Source organism: Mycobacterium asiaticum (assembly GCF_001673635.1).
Taxonomy (GTDB): domain Bacteria; phylum Actinomycetota; class Actinomycetes; order Mycobacteriales; family Mycobacteriaceae; genus Mycobacterium; species Mycobacterium asiaticum_C.
Map to the genome: position 1 here is coordinate 85,281 of NZ_LZMH01000035.1, position 17,275 is coordinate 102,555.

General features: G+C 68.1%; 17 protein-coding genes. 14 read left to right on the forward strand and 3 right to left on the reverse strand.

Features of this window, described 5'->3' with window-relative positions; genetic code table 11:
- The first annotated feature begins 26 nt into the window (after positions 1 to 26).
- The 5 genes from A5645_RS08810 to A5645_RS08830 all read left to right on the forward strand — a co-directional run bounded on the left by A5645_RS08810 (position 27) and on the right by A5645_RS08830 (position 3,798).
- A complete protein-coding gene (locus A5645_RS08810; RefSeq protein ID WP_065129261.1) occupies positions 27 to 983 on the forward strand; it encodes an electron transfer flavoprotein subunit alpha/FixB family protein in 957 nt (318 codons plus the stop codon).
- Between the two features lie 187 nt (positions 984 to 1,170).
- On the forward strand, positions 1,171 to 1,998 hold the full coding sequence (locus A5645_RS08815; RefSeq protein ID WP_065038236.1) for a GNAT family N-acetyltransferase: 828 nt from the start codon (positions 1,171 to 1,173) through the stop codon (positions 1,996 to 1,998).
- A 56-nt stretch (positions 1,999 to 2,054) separates the two neighbouring features.
- A complete protein-coding gene (locus tag A5645_RS08820) occupies positions 2,055 to 2,825 on the forward strand; it encodes a lysophospholipid acyltransferase family protein (RefSeq protein WP_081288241.1) in 771 nt (256 codons plus the stop codon).
- A gap of 19 nt (positions 2,826 to 2,844) precedes the next feature.
- Positions 2,845 to 3,345 (forward strand): DUF427 domain-containing protein, encoded by a 501-nt coding sequence (locus A5645_RS08825; protein WP_065038310.1) that lies wholly within the window; start codon positions 2,845 to 2,847, stop codon positions 3,343 to 3,345.
- A 48-nt stretch (positions 3,346 to 3,393) separates the two neighbouring features.
- Positions 3,394 to 3,798 (forward strand): SRPBCC family protein, encoded by a 405-nt coding sequence (locus A5645_RS08830; RefSeq protein ID WP_331226487.1) that lies wholly within the window; start codon positions 3,394 to 3,396, stop codon positions 3,796 to 3,798.
- A 12-nt stretch (positions 3,799 to 3,810) separates the two neighbouring features.
- Here A5645_RS08830 and A5645_RS08835 read toward each other — a convergent pair whose 3' ends face one another.
- Positions 3,811 to 5,292: a cryptochrome/photolyase family protein gene (locus tag A5645_RS08835; protein ID WP_065129263.1), complete on the reverse strand. Its 1,482-nt coding sequence runs from the start codon at positions 5,290 to 5,292 to the stop codon at positions 3,811 to 3,813.
- A 114-nt stretch (positions 5,293 to 5,406) separates the two neighbouring features.
- Here A5645_RS08835 and A5645_RS08840 point away from each other — a divergent pair, with 114 nt between their 5' ends.
- Together A5645_RS08840 and mnmA are read left to right on the forward strand one after the other, a co-directional pair.
- A complete protein-coding gene (locus tag A5645_RS08840) occupies positions 5,407 to 6,588 on the forward strand; it encodes a cysteine desulfurase family protein (protein WP_065038233.1) in 1,182 nt (393 codons plus the stop codon).
- Positions 6,585 to 7,661: a tRNA 2-thiouridine(34) synthase MnmA gene (gene mnmA / locus A5645_RS08845; protein WP_155767921.1), complete on the forward strand. Its 1,077-nt coding sequence runs from the start codon at positions 6,585 to 6,587 to the stop codon at positions 7,659 to 7,661. The genes A5645_RS08840 and mnmA overlap by 4 nt, the downstream gene beginning before the upstream one ends.
- Here mnmA and A5645_RS08850 read toward each other — a convergent pair whose 3' ends face one another.
- Complete coding sequence (locus tag A5645_RS08850) at positions 7,662 to 8,294, reverse strand: sensor domain-containing protein (protein ID WP_065129264.1); 633 nt, start codon at positions 8,292 to 8,294, stop codon at positions 7,662 to 7,664.
- A 94-nt stretch (positions 8,295 to 8,388) separates the two neighbouring features.
- On the opposite strand from A5645_RS08850, the gene A5645_RS08855 reads away from it, so the two are divergent.
- The 7 genes from A5645_RS08855 (at position 8,389) to A5645_RS08885 (ending at position 16,492) form a co-directional block, all read left to right on the forward strand.
- Complete coding sequence (locus tag A5645_RS08855) at positions 8,389 to 9,414, forward strand: uroporphyrinogen decarboxylase/cobalamine-independent methonine synthase family protein (protein ID WP_065129265.1); 1,026 nt, start codon at positions 8,389 to 8,391, stop codon at positions 9,412 to 9,414.
- 63 nt (positions 9,415 to 9,477) lie between these two features.
- The gene (locus tag A5645_RS08860) at positions 9,478 to 9,948 is read left to right on the forward strand and encodes an SRPBCC family protein (protein ID WP_065129266.1); all 471 of its coding nucleotides are present in this window, start codon (positions 9,478 to 9,480) and stop codon (positions 9,946 to 9,948) included.
- The gene (locus tag A5645_RS08865; protein ID WP_065129267.1) at positions 9,945 to 10,313 is read left to right on the forward strand and encodes an ArsR/SmtB family transcription factor; all 369 of its coding nucleotides are present in this window, start codon (positions 9,945 to 9,947) and stop codon (positions 10,311 to 10,313) included. The genes A5645_RS08860 and A5645_RS08865 overlap by 4 nt, the downstream gene beginning before the upstream one ends.
- Positions 10,314 to 10,349: 36 nt before the next feature.
- Positions 10,350 to 12,410 (forward strand): NAD-dependent DNA ligase LigA, encoded by a 2,061-nt coding sequence (ligA, locus tag A5645_RS08870; protein ID WP_065129268.1) that lies wholly within the window; start codon positions 10,350 to 10,352, stop codon positions 12,408 to 12,410.
- A 25-nt stretch (positions 12,411 to 12,435) separates the two neighbouring features.
- Complete coding sequence (locus A5645_RS08875; RefSeq protein ID WP_253866891.1) at positions 12,436 to 13,044, forward strand: TetR/AcrR family transcriptional regulator; 609 nt, start codon at positions 12,436 to 12,438, stop codon at positions 13,042 to 13,044.
- 155 nt (positions 13,045 to 13,199) lie between these two features.
- The gene (locus tag A5645_RS08880; protein ID WP_065129270.1) at positions 13,200 to 13,604 is read left to right on the forward strand and encodes an MmpS family transport accessory protein; all 405 of its coding nucleotides are present in this window, start codon (positions 13,200 to 13,202) and stop codon (positions 13,602 to 13,604) included.
- Positions 13,601 to 16,492, forward strand: coding sequence for an MMPL/RND family transporter (locus A5645_RS08885; protein WP_065129271.1), 2,892 nt, complete (start codon positions 13,601 to 13,603; stop codon positions 16,490 to 16,492). The genes A5645_RS08880 and A5645_RS08885 overlap by 4 nt, the downstream gene beginning before the upstream one ends.
- Here A5645_RS08885 and A5645_RS08890 read toward each other — a convergent pair whose 3' ends face one another.
- Positions 16,493 to 17,152: an ACT domain-containing protein gene (locus A5645_RS08890; protein WP_155767922.1), complete on the reverse strand. Its 660-nt coding sequence runs from the start codon at positions 17,150 to 17,152 to the stop codon at positions 16,493 to 16,495.
- Between the last annotated feature and the right edge of the window lie 123 nt (positions 17,153 to 17,275).

Below are 17,275 nucleotides of genomic sequence, written 5' to 3' on the forward strand. Positions count from 1 at the left end.
ATTCCTGACTAGAGAGCAGATAACCCATGGCTGAAGTACTGGTGCTCGTTGAGCAAGCTGAAGGTGCCCTCAAGAAGGTCACTTCCGAACTGATTACCGCCGCTCGCGCGCTGGGCGAACCCGCCGCCGTCGTAGTCGGCGGCCCCGGCACGGCCGAGCCGCTGATCGACGGGCTGAAGGCGGCCGGCGCCGCGAAGATCTACGTCGCGGAGTCCGACGTCGTCGACAACTACCTGATCACCCCGTACGTGGACGTGCTGGCTGCGCTGGCCGAGGAGTCGACACCGGCCGCGGTGCTGCTGGCTGCCAACGCCGACGGCAAGGAAATCGCCGGCCGCCTCGCCGCCCGGATTGGTTCGGGCCTGCTGGTCGACGTCGTCGAGGTCAAAGAGGGCAACAAGGCCGTGCACTCCATCTTCGGTGGTGCGTTCACCGTCGAGGCGCAAGCCAACGGCGACACCCCGGTGATCACGGTCCGGGCCGGTGCCGTCGACGCCGAGCCGGCCGACGGCGCCGGAGAGGTCGTCAACGTCGAGGTGCCCGAGCCCGCCGAGAACGCGACCAAGGTCACCTCGCGCGAGCCGGCGGTCGCCGGCGACCGCCCGGAGCTCACCGAGGCCACCGTGGTGGTGTCCGGTGGTCGCGGTGTGGGCAGCGCCGAGAACTTCGGCGTCGTTGAGGAGCTGGCCGACTCGCTGGGTGCCGCGGTCGGGGCCTCGCGTGCGGCGGTCGACTCCGGTTACTACCCGGGCCAGTTCCAGGTCGGGCAGACCGGTAAGACCGTTTCCCCGCAGCTCTACATTGCGCTGGGCATCTCCGGGGCGATTCAGCACCGGGCCGGGATGCAGACCTCGAAGACCATCATCGCGGTCAACAAGGACGAGGAAGCGCCGATCTTCGAGATCGCCGACTACGGCGTGGTGGGCGACCTGTTCAAGGTGGCGCCGCAGCTGACCGAGGCGATCAAGGCGCGCAAGGGCTGATTTAGCCCCCGCGAGCAGACGCAAAAGCACCCGCACGCTCGGCGTGTCGGGTGCTTTTGCTGGGGGGCACCTCCCGCTTGCGGGGGACTGCTCGCGCAACAACGCGCGCACATTTCGTCATCTGGCGTGCACCGACATGTCAGCACGCCGATGCCGACTGGCTCACCGGCTGCGCCACGTTGGTGGCATGAGCATCGCTTCTGTCCTCATACCCAGCGAGAAACCACGCGGCCCGGTGACCAACGATGCCCCCGGCCCGCATTACTCCCTCCTGCTGTCCACCGACGAGGCCCTCATCGAAGCGGCGCAACGGCTGCGCTACGACGTCTTCAGCAACACTCCCGGATTCGCCCTGCCCGCGGCCGTCGACGGCCGCGACGCCGACCGGTTCGACGAGTACTGCGACCACCTGCTGGTGCGCGACGATGACACCGGTGAACTGGTGGGCTGCTACCGAATGTTGCCGCCCGCGGGTGCCATTGCCGCCGGCGGCCTGTATACCGCAACGGAATTCGACGTCCGCGCCTTCGACAGCCTGCGCCCGTCGCTGGTGGAGATGGGCCGGGCCGCGGTGCGCGAGGGGCACCGCAACGGCGGGGTGGTGCTGCTGATGTGGGCCGGGATCCTGGCCTACCTGGACCGCTGCGACTACGAGTACGTGACCGGATGTGTTTCGGTGCCGATCGGCGGCGACTCCACCGGCCAGGCGCCGGGCAGCCAGGTCCGCGGCGTGCGTGACTTCGTGCTGAGCCGGCACGCCGCGGACTACCGGGTGCACCCGCGGCGGCCCGTCCGCCTCGACGGCAAAGGCCTGGACGAAATCCCGGCGCCCAACCGGCCGGAGGTCCCGGCTTTGATGCGCGGTTACCTGCGGCTGGGCGCGCAGGTCTGCGGTGAACCGGCCCACGATCCGGACTTCGGCGTCGGTGACTTCTGCGTGCTACTGGCCAAACAACACGCCAACACCCGGTATCTCAAGCGGCTGCGCTCGGTTGCGGCGGCCTCGGCGCTGTGAACACGGCCGGGCACTCCTGGCTGCCCCGCGCGACATGCCACGCGGGTTGCGTGCGGATGGCGGAAGACGCTGCGGTTCAACCATTTCGAACGGCGCTGCGGGTGGCGTTCCGCGTCACCTGTGCGCTGCTGGTGGCGCCGGGAATACCGTTGCTCGGGGTGCCGCTGCCCGGCAGCACCGGGGTGCAGCGTACCTACTGCCGGTTGGTGCTGCGTTGTTTCGGAGTGCGAATCAAGGTGTCCGGCAACCCGATTCGTAACCTGCGCGGTGTGCTGGTGGTCAGCAGTCACACGTCCTGGCTGGACGCCTTCGCCATCGGCGCGGTGTTGCCGGGGTCCTTCGTCGCCCGTGCCGACATGTGCGCGGCCGGGCCAGTCGGGATGCTGGCCCGCATCCTGCGGGTCATCCCGATCGAACGGTCCAGCCTGCGACGGCTACCGGACGTGGTGGATGCGGTGGCCCGCCGCCTGCGCGCCGGGCAGACCGTCGTCGCGTTCCCCGAGGGCACCACTTGGTGCGGGCTGGCGTCGGGCAGCTTCTACCCGGCCATGTTTCAGGCCGCGATCGATTCCGGTCGCCCGGTCCAGCCGCTTCGGTTGAGCTATCACCACGCCGACGGCAGCGTGTCGACCGCGCCCGCATACGTCGGCGACGACACCCTGGGCCGGTCGGTCAGCCGATTGCTGCGGGTACGTCGCACCGTGGTCTCGCTACGCGTGGAGTCCCTGCAGCTGCCGGGCCCCGACCGGCGGGAACTGGCCGGCCGCTGCCAGTCCGTCGTGTTCCGGGAGCGCGCCCGCGGCCACCGGCACGCGCTGGTGGCCTGAGCACGGGCACAATGGGGTGATGTCTCGTTGGCCGACTCCCGATAAGCCCGGTCCGGGACAGGAATCGGTCTGGGATTATCCCCGTCCGCCGCGGTTGGAGGAGTTCGCCGGCGCGATCACCGTCGAGCTGGGCGGCGAGACTATCGCCTCGACGACCCGCGCCTGGCGGGTATTGGAAACCAGTCATCCCCCGACCTATTACCTGCCCCGCGACGCGTTCGCCGACGAGGTGCTGCGCCCGGCGGCCGGCGCCTCGTGGTGTGAATGGAAGGGTCAGGCACGCTACTTCGACCTGGTCACCCCGGCGCGGAAGGCCCCGCGCGCCGCGTGGACCTACCAATTGCCGTCGGCGCCGTTCACACCGATCGCGGGGGCCATCGCGGTGCTGGCCGCAGAGGTGGACCGGTGCACAGTCAACGGCGAGCAGGTGATTCCGCAGCCCGGCGGGTTCTACGGCGGCTGGATCACCAGTTGGATTGCCGGACCCTTCAAGGGTATTCCCGGTTCGATGGGTTGGTGATCCGCCGCCCCAGGCTTACCGATGCCCGTTAGCGGGAAGCCAGTGCCGGTGAACGACGGAATCATGCTCAGCGTGCATCGGGTAATCGCCGCGCCGCCGCAAGCCCTGTGGGAGCTACTGGTCGACCTGGATGCCTGGCCGCGCTGGGGACCAACGATCGCGCGCGCCGAGTTGGACCCGCCGTACCGGGAGCTGGAACTGGGCGCGACCGGCAGCGTTCAGACACCGCTGCTGGTCGGTGCGCCGTTCGTGGTGACTGAATTCGACCCCGGCAGATTCTGGGCCTGGAAAATAGGTGGGCAGGTGGTCGGAATCCCCGCCACCAGTCACCGCGTGGACCCGACGCCGCGGGGCGCCCGGGTGACGATGGCCGTGCCCTGGTGGGCCGGCCCCTATCTCAGCATCTGCTCGATTGCGTTGCGGCGCATGGAGAAAATGGTCGGCGCGGGTTAGTCGCGGGTTAGATCACGGCGGCTGGCCGTTCATCCTGCGCTGTTGGGCCACCACGTCATCGAGGTTCTTGAGCCGCCGCAACCCGGCCAGCGGCTGGGTCATTCGCCGGTTCCCGGCCAGCTCATCGGCGTTGCGGGACAGAAACCACCAGTAGCCGCCGGTGAACGGGCAGGCGCGGTCGCCGACCCGCTCGCTGGGCCGGTACCGACAATCACCGCAATAGTCGCTCATCCGGTTGATATAGGCCCCGCCCGCGGCATAGGGCTTGGTGGCCATCAACCCGCCGTCGGCATGCTGCGACATTCCGACCACGTTGGCGACCATCACCCAGTCGTAACCGTCGACGAAGCAGCGGTGGAACCAGTCGGTGACGGCGGCGGGATGCCAACCCCGTTGCAGCGCATAGTTCGACAGCACCATCAGCCGTGGGATGTGGTGCACCCAGCCGTGGTCGCGCACCTGCGCCAGCACGTCGCGTAGACAGCGGGCCTGCACCGCGTCGGCATCCAGCTCGGCGAACCAGTCGGGCAGGGCCGCGCGCGCCCGCAGCGCGTTGCGGCGGCGATACCCGTCGCCGAAATGCCAATACACATGCCAGATGTAGTCGCGCCAACCGATCAACTGCCGGATGTAACCCTCGACACTGGCCAGCGGGGCGTCCCCGCTGCGATAGGCGTCCTCGGCCGCATACGCACACTCCAGTGGATCAAGGAGCCCAAGATTCATCGGCGCCGACAGCAGGCTGTGTGCCATGAACCGGTCCCCGGCGAGGATGACGTCCTCATGAGGACCGAAGTGCGGCAACCGTTCCCGGATGAACACCCCTAGCGCGGCCCGCGCTTCGGTGGCGGTGACCGGGAATTCCCGCGGACCGTCGTTGCCGACAAACGAGACGTCGCCGTCGCGTTGCCACCGATCCAGATCCGCGCGGACCTGTTCATCGATCTCGTCCTCGTCGGGCCGCCAGGGCGGCGAAATGCCCAACTCGCTTCGGTCCCTGGGTGCGGGTTCGCGGTTGTCGGCGTCGAAATTCCAGCGGCCGCCCACCGGATCGTCGCCGTCCATCAACAGTTCGAACCGCTGGCGTGCGCCGCGGTAGAAGTTCTCCATCAGCAGCGTGCGCTGGTTCCCGGCCCACTCCTCGAAGGCCTCGCGACTGGTACAGAACCCGCGGGCCGGTAATACCTGCACTTCCGGTAGCGACCGCACGAACCGGTCCGCCGACCAGGAAGTCGGCTGGCAGACGCTGAGCGGACCCTCGAGTTGGTCGAGGGCTTCGCGGTAGGTGCCGGTCTGCAGAAACAGGGCCTGTTCGCCGAGCTCGGCGGCGCGGTGCCGCAACGCGGACAGCACCAGATGGGCCTTGCGGCGGTGAAAACGACGGCGTTGGAAAACCGCACGCGACTCGACGAGCAGCACCGGCTGGCCCGGATCGTCCAGGAAGTGTGGCCCGAGTTGGTCGGCGAAGCACCACCGGCGTGCCTGTTGGTTCACTTGGTGAACGATTGACCGATTTCGGGGGGCCCAAACCACGCCGAACGCCGGCGGCCGCCCCCGAAAAGCCGAAATTCCGGGTCACGGCGGGCGGCCGGTATCGTAAACCCCGTCATGGTCTACCTCGATCACGCCGCCACCACCCCGATGCACCCCACCGCCATCGAGGCGATGACGGCTGTACTGGGCACGGTGGGCAACGCGTCGTCGCTGCACACCACCGGGCGCGCGGCCCGGCGGCGCATCGAGGAATCGCGCGAGCTGATCGCCGACAAGCTGGGCGCTCGCCCGTCGGAGGTGATTTTCACCGCGGGCGGCACGGAGAGTGACAACCTCGCCATCAAAGGCATCTACTGGGCACGCCGTGCTGCCGACCCCGCGCGGCGCCGGGTGGTCACCACCGAGGTGGAACACCACGCGGTGCTCGACACCGTGGAATGGCTCGTCGAACACGAAGACGCCGAGGTCACCTGGCTGCCCACCATGCCGGATGGCTCGGTGGCTGCCACCGCGCTGCGCGAGGCGCTCGAAGCGCACCACGACGTCGCCCTGGTGTCGGTGATGTGGGCCAACAACGAGGTCGGGACGATCATGCCGATCGCGGAGCTGGCCGCCGTAGCGGCCGAGTTCGGTGTCCCGATGCACAGCGACGCCGTACAGGCGGTCGGACAGCTGCCGGTCGACTTCGGGGCGAGCGGATTGTCGGCGATGAGCGTGACCGCGCACAAGTTCGGCGGGCCGCCGGGCGTCGGTGCGCTGCTGCTGCGTCGCGACATTGACTGCGTGCCGCTGCTGCACGGCGGTGGCCAGGAGCGCGACGTGCGGTCCGGCACACCGGATGTGGCCGGCGCGGTGGGCATGGCCACGGCCGTCCGGATCGCGGTGGATGGGCTGGAGGGCAACAGCGCCCGACTGCGGGCGTTGCGCGAGCGGCTGGTCAAGGGTGTGCTTGCCGAAATCGACGACGTCCACCTCAACGGCGCCGACGACCCGCTGCGGCTTCCCGGCAACGCCCACTTCACTTTTCGCGGCTGTGAAGGCGACGCCCTGCTGATGCTGTTGGACGCCAATGGAATCGAGTGCTCGACCGGGTCGGCCTGCACCGCAGGCGTGGCGCGGCCCTCGCATGTGCTGACGGCGATGGGCGCCGACCCGGCCAGCGCCCGCGGTTCACTGCGAATGTCGTTCGGACACAACAGTGTTGACGCTGACGTGGACGCGGTGCTGGAAGTGTTGCCTGCGGCGGTGGCCCGGGCGCGGCGTGCCGTCCTGGCCGCGGCGGGGATGGCCAAGTGAAGGTTCTCGCCGCGATGAGCGGTGGCGTCGATTCTTCGGTCGCCGCCGCCCGCATGGTCGATGCCGGACACGACGTGGTCGGCGTGCACCTGGCGCTGTCGAGCGCGCCCGGCACGCTGCGTACCGGCTCGCGCGGTTGCTGCTCCAAGGAAGACGCCTCGGACGCCCGACGTGTCGCGGACGTGCTCGGAATCCCGTTCTACGTCTGGGATTTCGCGGAAAAGTTCAAAGAAGACGTGATCGACGACTTCGTGTCTTCCTACGCGCGCGGTGAGACACCCAATCCGTGCGTGCGGTGCAACCAGCAGATCAAGTTCTCCGCCCTGTCGGCCCGCGCGCTGGCGCTGGGTTTCGACGCGGTCGTCACGGGGCACTATGCGCGGCTGTCCGACGGGCGGCTGCGCCGCGCGGTCGACCGGGACAAGGACCAGTCCTACGTGCTCGCCGTGCTGACCGCTGCACAGCTGCGCCACGCCGCGTTTCCGATCGGGGACACCACCAAGCCGCAGATCCGCGCCGAGGCCGCGCGCCGCGGCCTGGCCGTCGCGGACAAACCGGACAGTCACGACATCTGCTTCATTCCCTCCGGCAACACCCAGGCGTTCCTCGGTGCGCGCATCGGGGTGCGCCGGGGGAGCGTGGTCGACGCCGACGGCGCGGTGCTGGCCGAACACGACGGCGTGCACGGCTTCACCGTCGGACAGCGCAAGGGGCTGGGCATCGCCGGACCGGGTCCGGATGGCCGTCCGCGCTATGTGACCGCTATCGACGCCGAGACCGCGACGGTCCACGTCGGTTGTGCCGCCGACCTTGACGTGCACGCGATGAAGGGCCGGCAGCCGATCTTCACTCAGGGCAGGCCGCCCCGCGGGCCGGTCGAGTGCGAGGTCCAGGTGCGGGCGCACGGCGAAACGACGCCCGCGGTGGCCGAACTGGTCGGCGAAGAACTGCAGGTGCAACTGCGCGCCCCGCTGCGAGGTGTCGCACGCGGACAGACGCTGGTGCTCTACCGTCACGACCCCGACGGTGACGAGGTGCTTGGCAGCGCGACCATCGCCGGGACCGCGCGCTGACTAGCTGCCCGGGACGTTGGCGGACATGTTCGTCATCACGATCTCGGACACCGACTCGGGGAAACCGCAGAACGTGACCTCCAGCATGGCGACCGACAGCACGCGGTAATCGCGTCCGCACGAGCCCGGCCGCATATGCAGCGAATCGGCGTCGGCGTTCCAGCTACTGACGAACAGCCAGCCCATCGAACTGATCGCGCAGTTCTTGACGGACGACACCAGGTCGTCGAAGGCCCGCCTGGCGGTCCCGGTGTCGGCGTAGCTCGCGGCGCCCTCGGAGATCAACCGCCCGTCCGGTGGGTCCTGATACGTCGTCTTGTGGAACGCTTTCACCTCGGTGCCGAAGGTCGCGGTCTCGGCGAACACGAACCGGCATTCGGGCGGCGCCGTCGTCGCCAGGTCGTCGATGTCGACGGGGTACCTGCCGTCCATCGTCGGGATGATCGTCAAATGGTCACCGGCGCCGGTAATGGCGCGCATGCGGGCTTGGTCCAACAGCACAGCCCCGGCATCGAGCACACCGAACGGCACGGCGTTCAGGGGCGCGACCGCTTCACCGCCGACCACCCGGGTGCACGCCGCTGTCAGCGCCGTCACCCAGCACAGCAGAGCCCAACACAGCAGTCTTGCCATCTGCCACCCTTCTCGGGTCGAACCTACCCGGGGCGCGGGGTGCTAAACACCCCTGGCGGTCGCCGCGCGATGTGAGGTCGAATACGGTTGCCCGGTGAGTGATTTCGCGCCGCCTTTCGCGAAGGCCAGCGGCATCGGTTCGTGGCCCGGCTCCTCGGCGAGGCAGGCCGCCGAGGTCGTCGTCGGCGAACTGGCGGGCGCACTGGCGCATCTGGTCGAGCTGCCGGCCAGGGGAGTCGGCGCCGACCTGCTCGGGCGCGCCGGCGCCTTGCTGATCGATGTCGCCATCGACACCGTGCCGCGGGGATACCGCATCGTGTCCCGCCCGGGTGCCGTGCTGCGCAGAGCAGTCAGCATGCTCGACGAGGACATGGACGCCCTCGAAGAGGCTTGGGAGACCGCGGGTCTGCGGGGCGGCGACCGGGTGGTAAAGGTGCAGGTGGCCGGGCCTGTCACCCTGGCGGCCGGACTGGAATTGCGCAACGGGCACCGGGCGATCACCGATCCCGGCGCGCTGCGAGACCTCACCGCGTCGCTGGCCGAAGGCGTTGCGGCCCACCGGGCGACGCTGGCGCGCCGCCTCGACACCCGCGTGGTGGTGCAACTCGACGAGCCCACGCTGCCGGCGGCCCTGGGCGGGCGGTTGAGCGGCGTCACGGCGCTGAGCCCGGTGCCCGCCCTGGACGAGGCCGTCGCGGAGACGCTGCTGCAGACCTGCGTCGACACCATCGATTCGGACCTGCTGCTGCACAGCTGTGCGCCGGACCTGCCGTGGGAGATGTTGCAACGTACCGGAATTCGAGCACTATCTGTGGATGCGGGCACGCTGCGCCCGGCGGACCTGGACGGCATCGCGGCTTTCGTCGAATCGGGGCGCACCATCGTGCTGGGTGTCGTCCCGGCCATCGCGCCCGAGCGGCGGCCGTCGGCGGAAGAGGTCGCGCAGGCGGTGGTCGCGGTGACCGACCGGCTCGGATTCGGCCGTGCGGCCCTGCGGGACCGCGTCGGCGTCACCCCGGCCTGCGGGCTGGCCGGTGCCACTCCCGAGTGGGCCCGCACGGCGATCGGGCTGGCCCGCAGGGCCGCGGAAGCATTCACCGACGACCCCGACGCCATCTAGCAACCTTTTGGTTGCGTTTCCTGCGCCGGCATGGTGAACTGAAAGGCAACCAGGAGGTTGCGTATGAGTACCGATCGCATCGAGAAGCAGGTGCTGCTGCGAGCGCCGTTGGACCGGGTCTGGCAGGCCGTCAGCGACGCCGAGCAGTTTGGCCGCTGGTTCGGCGCCCGTTTCGACGGGCCGTTCACCGAGGGCAGCAGCGTCACCGCGGTGATCACCCCGACCACCGTCGATGACGAGATCGCTAAGCGTCAGGAACCGCACGCGGGGGCGCAAAGCACCTGGCAGATCGTCGCGGTGCAACCGCAGCGGCGATTCGCCTACCGGTGGCGTCCTTTTCCGGACGACGGTGAGGACGAGGCGACGACCTTGGTGGAGTTCACGCTGTCGGAGGTGCCCGAAGGGGTGCTGCTCACCATCGTCGAGTCCGGGTTCGACGCCATCCCGGAGGCGCGGCGCGGTTCTGCCTACGAGAGCAACTCCGAAGGCTGGACGATCCAGGCCGACCTGGTCCGTCGGTACCTCGACGCATGACCGCCCGCGCCGCGGTCGACGCGCCACTGTTCGGCGCTCTCGGCGACCCCAACCGGCTGCGCATCGTCGTGCGGCTGTGCGACAGCGGCCCGAGCTCCACCACGCAACTCACCCAGGCGATCCCGGTGACGCGTCAGGCGGCCAGCAAGCATCTGCTGCTCCTGGAATCCGCCGGTCTGGTCACCAGCTCCCGGCGCGGGCGCGAACGCGTGTGGACCGTGCAGACCGAACCGCTGGCCCGGGCCGGCGACTACCTGGCGCAACTGTCGCGCCGCTGGGACGCCGCGGTGGACCGGCTGCGCGCCTTTGTGGAGGAGCGCCCCGTTGTGGAGGAGCGCCCCTTTGTGGAGGAGAGAGAGGAGTGAGCGCCCGGCGTCGGAGCCCTTCGATAGCCTGCGAGGGTGAGTTCGCCTGACGTGTTGCGCCAGTGGCAAGACCTGGCAGAGGAGGTGCGCGAACACCAGTTCCGCTATTACGTGCGGGATGCGCCGATCATCACCGATGCGGAGTTCGACAAGCTGCTGCGCAGGCTGGAAGCGCTGGAGGCGGAGTATCCCGAACTGCGCACCCCCGACTCGCCCACCCAGCTGGTCGGCGGCGCGGGGTTCGCGACCGACTTCGAGGCGGCCGAGCACCTAAAACGGATGCTGAGCCTGGACAACGCGTTCAGTGCCGAAGAACTCGGCGCCTGGGCCGCGCGGGTGCACGCCGAGGTAGGCGACGACGCGCACTACCTCTGTGAACTCAAGATCGACGGCGTCGCGTTGTCGCTCGTCTACCGGAATGGACGCCTCACCCGGGCCGCGACCCGTGGCGACGGGCGCACCGGTGAGGACGTCACCCTCAACGCCCGCACCATCGACGACGTGCCGCAACGGCTTACCGCCAGCGACGAATACCCGGTGCCGGATGTGCTCGAGGTGCGCGGCGAGGTCTTTTTTCAGGTCGCCGACTTCCAGGCGCTCAACGCCAGTCTCGTCGAACAGGGCAAGGCACCGTTCGCAAACCCCCGCAACAGCGCGGCCGGGTCACTGCGGCAGAAGGATCCGGCGGTCACCGCGCGGCGCATGCTGCGGATGATCTGCCATGGGCTCGGCCATACCGAGGGCTTCCGTCCGGCCACGCAGCACGGCGCCTACCTCGCGCTGAAGTCCTGGGGCCTGCCGGTCTCCGAGCACACCACCCTGGTCGACGATCTCGATGCAGTGCAGGAGCGGATCAGCTACTGGGGCGAGCACCGGCACGAGGTGGCGCACGAGATCGATGGCGTGGTGGTCAAGGTCGACGAGGTGGCGTTGCAACGTCGCCTGGGGTCCACCTCGCGCGCCCCGCGCTGGGCCATCGCTTACAAGTACCCGCCCGAAGAAGCGCAGACCAAGCTGCTCGACATCAGGGTCAACGTCGGCCGCACCGGGCGGGTGACGCCGTTTGCCTGGATGACGCCGGTGAAGGTCGCCGGTTCGACGGTGTCGCAAGCCACCCTGCACAACGCGTCGGAGGTCAAGCGCAAGGGCGTGCTGATCGGCGACACCGTGGTCATCCGTAAGGCCGGCGACGTGATCCCCGAGGTGCTCGGACCGGTGGTGGACTTGCGCGACGGGTCCGAACGCGAATTCGTCATGCCCACGTCCTGTCCGGAGTGTGGCACCACCCTGGCGCCGACCAAGGAAGCCGACGCCGACATCCGCTGCCCGAACACCCGGCACTGCCCGGCGCAGCTGCGGGAGCGGGTCTTCCACGTCGCCAGCCGCAACGCCCTGGACATCGAGGGGCTGGGCTACGAGGCGGGCGTGGCGTTGCTGCAGGCGCAGGCCATCGCCGACGAAGGCGACCTTTTCGACCTCACCGAGGACGACCTGCTGCGCACCGAGTTGTTCCGGACGAAAGCCGGCGGACTGTCCGCGAACGGCCGGCGGTTGCTGGCCAACCTCGGGAAGGCCAAGGCGGCGCCGCTGTGGCGGGTGCTGGTGGCATTGTCGATCCGGCACGTCGGGCCGACGGCCGCACGTGCCCTGGCCACCGAGTTCGGCAGCGTCGACGACATCGTCGCCGCGTCCACCGAGCAGCTGGCCGCCGTCGAGGGCGTCGGGGCGACCATCGCCGACGCGGTCACCGAATGGTTCGCCGTCGATTGGCACCGCGAGATCGTCGACAAGTGGCGCGCGGCCGGAGTGCGGATGGAAGACGAGCGCGACGAAAGCGTGCCGCGCAACCTGACCGGACTGACCATCGTGGTGACCGGCTCGCTGACCGGTTTTTCGCGCGACGACGCCAAGGAGGCGATCGTCGCTCGCGGCGGGAAGGCGGCGGGCTCGGTGTCGAAGAAGACCTCCTATGTCGTGGCCGGTGACTCGCCGGGGTCGAAGTACGACAAGGCGGTCGAGCTGGGTGTGCCGGTCCTCGACGAAGACGGTTTCCGACGGCTGTTGGCAGAGGGACTGGGCGACGGCGTGCCCGATTAAGGGCGCCAATCGGGCGGTGGGGCCTATGGTGGGCGCTATGACGCAGACTGTGGACCCGTCCGCGGATGCATCGCCGTGGTCGCCGCGGGAAGCCGAGCTGCTGGCGGTGACGCTGCAGCTGTTGCAGGAACACGGCTACGACCGATTGACCGTGGAAGCCGTCGCCGTCACCGCCCGGGCGAGCAAGGCGACCGTGTACCGCCGTTGGCCTTCGAAAGCCGAACTCGTGCTGGCGGCATTCATCGAGGGCATCCGGCCGATCGCGGTCCCGCCGAACACCGGCACCCTGCGTGGCGATCTGCTGCAGCTCGGCGAGGCGATCTGCTTGCAAGGTCACCAGCAAGCCAGCACGATTCGCGCGGTGCTGGTCGAGGTGTCGCGCCATCCGGCCCTGCGGGACGCCATGCAGCACCGGTTCCTGGACCAACGCAAAGCGTTATTCCAGCACGTGTTCCACCAAGCCATCGAACGTGGTGAGATCTCCGAAGACGCTGTCAAAGAAGAACTTTGGGATATATTGCCCAACTATCTCATCTTCCGTTGCATCCTGCCCGGCCGGCCGCCGACCCTGGAAACGGTGCGTGCGCTGGTGGACGACTTCCTGCTGCCCGGCCTCACCCGAACAATTCGGTAGCGCCGACGTCGCAAAGCGCTCTTGTGTAGTACGGTTCGGTACCGTACTGTCATACCAGTGCTGCCGGCGGGCGCCGGACGTGGTGCTCTGCCTGGACAGCGAAAGGCCAACGGGTGGGACGGGTTTCGTTAGCACCTCTGGTCAAGCGGGGGTGGATGGTATTGGTCGCGACCGTGGTAGTCGCGACCGCCGCGTTCGCCATCTATCGCCTGCATGGAATCTTCGGCAGCCAGCACGACGCGTCCGCCAACAGCGGCATCTCCAACGAGATCGTCCCGTTCAACCCCAAAAACGTGGTCCTGGAAGTCTTCGGCGCGCCCGGCTCCGTCGCGACCATCAACTACCTGGACGTCAACGCACAGCCACAGCAGGTGCTCAACGCGCCGCTACCCTGGTCGTTCACCATCACCACCACCGAACCGGCCGTGCTGGGAAACGTTGTGGCGCAAGGCAACGGCAACACCATCGGCTGCCGAATCACTGTCAACGGTGAAGTCAAGGACGAACGCACCATCAATACCGCCTACGCCTACACCTTCTGCTTGGACAAATCCGGATGAACGACGAGAAGCCCCCTCGCATTCCCCACACCATCCGGCGGTTGTCGGTGCCGATCCTGTTGTTCTGGGTGATCCTGGCGGGGGTCAGCAACGCCCTGGTGCCGCAATTGGAAAAGGTGGGCGAGACCCACAACGTCGCACTGATCTCACCCGACTCGCCGTCCCTGAAGGCGACCAAACGCATCGGTGCGGCATTTCACGAGTTCGACACCGACAGCACCGCGATGATCGTGCTGGAAGGCGACAAGCCGTTGGGCGCCGACGCCCACCAGTACTACGACACGCTGATCCACAAGCTGGAGCGGGACCGTAAACACGTCGAGCACGTGCAGGACTTCTGGGGCGACAGCCTCACCGCGGCCGGATCGCAGAGCGGCGACGGCAAAGCCGCCTACGTCCAGTTGAACCTCGCCGGCAACCAGGGCTCCGCGCTGGCCAACGAATCCGTCGTCGCCGTGCGCAAAATCGTCGAAAGCACGCCGGCCCCAACCGGTGTCAAGGCCTACGTGACCGGCGCCGCCCCGCTGATCGCCGACCAGTTCGAGGTGGGCAGCAAGGGCACCGCAAAGGTCACCGCCCTCACCGTCGGAGTCATCGCGGTGATGCTGTTCTTCGTCTACCGGTCGTTCCTGACCATGCTGTTGGTGCTGGTGACGGTGATGATCGAGATGGCCGCCGCGCGAGGCATCGTCGCCTTCCTCGGCAATGCCGGGATCATCGGGCTGTCGACGTACGCGACGAATCTGCTCACCCTGTTGGTGATCGCCGCCGGCACCGACTACGCCATCTTCCTCGTCGGCCGTTACCAGGAAGCCCGCAGCGCCGGCGAAGAACGAGAAACCGCGTACTACACCATGTTTCGTGGGACCGCCCACATCATCCTGGGATCCGGGCTGACCGTGGCCGGTGCGGTGGCATGTTTGAGCTTCACCCGGCTGCCGTATTTCCAGAGCCTCGGGGTGCCCGCGGCCCTGGGCATCCTGGTTGCGCTGGTGGCCGCGTTGACCCTGGCGCCTGCGGTGCTGACGCTGGGTGCGCTGGTGGGCATCTTCGAACCCAAACGTGCGATGCGTACCCGCGGCTGGCGCCGGATCGGCACGGCCATCGTGCGCTGGCCCGGGCCGGTCCTCACGGTGGCGTGCGCGGTGGCCTTCATCGGCCTGCTCACCTTGCCGGGTTACAAGACGAGCTACGACACCCGCCCCTACATGCCCGAAGACGCCCCGGCGAACGTCGGCTACACGGCCGCCGAGCGGCACTTCTCCCGCGCCCGGCTGGAACCGGAATTGCTGATGGTCGAGACCGATCGCGACATGCGCAACCCGGCCGCCATGCTGATCCTGGACCGGATCGCCAAGGCGGTGTTCCATGTGCCGGGCATCGCTCAGGTGCAGTCCATCACCCGGCCGCTGGGCACCCCGCTCACGCACACCTCGCTGGCCTTCCAGATCAGCGCCCAGAGCGCTAACCAGAGTGAAAACCTCAGATATCAACGGGATCGCGCGGACGACCTGCTGCGCCAAGCCGGCGAACTCTCCAACTCGATCGACATCCTCCGGCAGCAGTACACGCTGCAACAGGAGTTGGCGGCGACCACCCACAGTGAGGCGCAGAGCTTCCGCGACACGATCGCGGTGATCAACGATCTGCGGGATAAGATCGCGAATTTCGACGACTTCTTCCGGCCGATCCGCAGCTATTTCTATTGGGAGAAGCACTGTTTCGACATCCCGGTCTGCTACGCGATCAGGTCGGTGCTGGACGCGCTCGACGGCGTCGACCAACTCAGCGCGCGGTTCGAGGATCTGACGGCCACCCTGGACAAGCTGGACGCGTTGCAGCCCAAGCTGGTGGCCCTGATACCGCAGCAGATCGCGAGCCAGGAGACCAATCACGACCTGACCCTGGCCAATTACGCCACCCTGTCCGGCATCTACGCCCAGACCGCGGCGGCCATCGAGAACTCGACGGAGCTGGGACGCGCATTCGACGAATCCAAGAACGACGACACCTTCTATCTGCCGCCCGAGGTTTTCAGCAACCCCGACTTCAAACGCGGGCTGAAACTGTTCCTTTCACCCGACGGTAAAGCCGCCCGGATGATCGTTACCCACGAAGGCGATCCCGCTACGCCAGAAGGCATTTCGCATATCGAGCCGATCCGCAATGCTGCCCACGAGGCGGTCAAGGGCACCCCGATGGCCGAGGCGAAATTCTACCTCGGCGGCACCGCGGCCACCTACAAGGACATCCAGGACGGCGCCACCTACGACCTGCTGATCGCCGGTATTGCCGCGCTGAGCCTGATCCTGCTGATCATGATGATGCTGACCCGAAGTCTGGTGGCCGCCATCGTCATCGTCGGCACCGTCGCCTTATCGCTGGGCGCCTCGTTTGGGATCTCGGTTCTGGTGTGGCAGTACATGTTCGGCATCAAACTCTATTGGGTGGTGCTGGCGCTGGCGGTGATCTTGCTGCTCGCGGTGGGGTCGGACTACAACCTGTTGCTGATTTCGCGGTTCCGCGAGGAGATCGCCGCCGGCCTCAACACCGGGATCATCCGCGCGATGGCCGGCTCCGGTTCGGTGGTCACTTCTGCGGGGCTGGTTTTCGCGGTCACCATGTGCGCGTTCATGTTCAGCGGTTTTCAGGTGCTCGGGCAGATCGGCACCACCATCGGCCTCGGTTTGTTGTTCGACACCTTGATCGTGCGGTCCTTCATGACGCCGTCGATCGCGGCGCTACTCGGGCGGTGGTTCTGGTGGCCCCAGCGGGTCCGTCCGCGGCCGGCCAGTCAGATGTTGCGACCCTACGGTCCCCGTTCGGCGGTCCGCCAACTGCTGTTGTGGGAAGACGGCGATCCGGTGATGCCGTCCTCGCGCAACTGACTACCGCAGCAGCGTCGCGACGATGCCGGCCAGGTAACCGAGCCTGGCCACCTCCGAAGGCCGGAATTCGGGGCCGGGCCGGCCCAGCACGACGGCGGTGTCGGGGTCGCCGAGCGGCGCCGCGACCATCGTGGTGTCCATGTCGCGCCACGCCTGCGGCACCCACTCGGCGCTGCCGTCCAGCGTCGAGGCCTGCTCGAGTGGCAGCCACGGTGCCGACACGGCCCGGGTCTCGGGCGCGCCGGCACTGGCGGCCAGCCGCTGCACCTGCCCGTCGTGCGTGCCGCGCAAGACCGTGCACCAGCTGACCCGCAGGATCCGCGGCGCCTGGTCGGCCAGCACCTGCAGCCGCGACGCGTTGTCGCCGGCGGCCGAGACACGGTCGAGCAGTTCCAGCTCGCGGTGCGCTTCGAGCAGCCCGGTGTGCGGCCGGACGCTGTCCACCCGGACGCCGGGCAGGGATTCGGCGGCCGTGATCAGTGTGTCCGGCATCGCGCCCGGTGGCAGTTCGATCACCAGGTCGTCGATGGCGAGCCCGGAGATGCGTTCGACCACGTCGAGCGACAAGATGTCGGCCCCGACCAGCCCTAGCGCGACCGCCAGCGATCCCAAACTGCCTGGTCGGTCGACCAGCTCGATGCGCAGCAGATAGGAAGGCACGGCCAACACTTTGGCACAGGGATGCGTGAGGTGCACTTTCACCGGGTAAGCCCTACGCCGTGCGCGGCAGGACTATCCGGGGAGGGTTGCAGTGATGCATAGACCGACGTCTGAGCAGGCAGG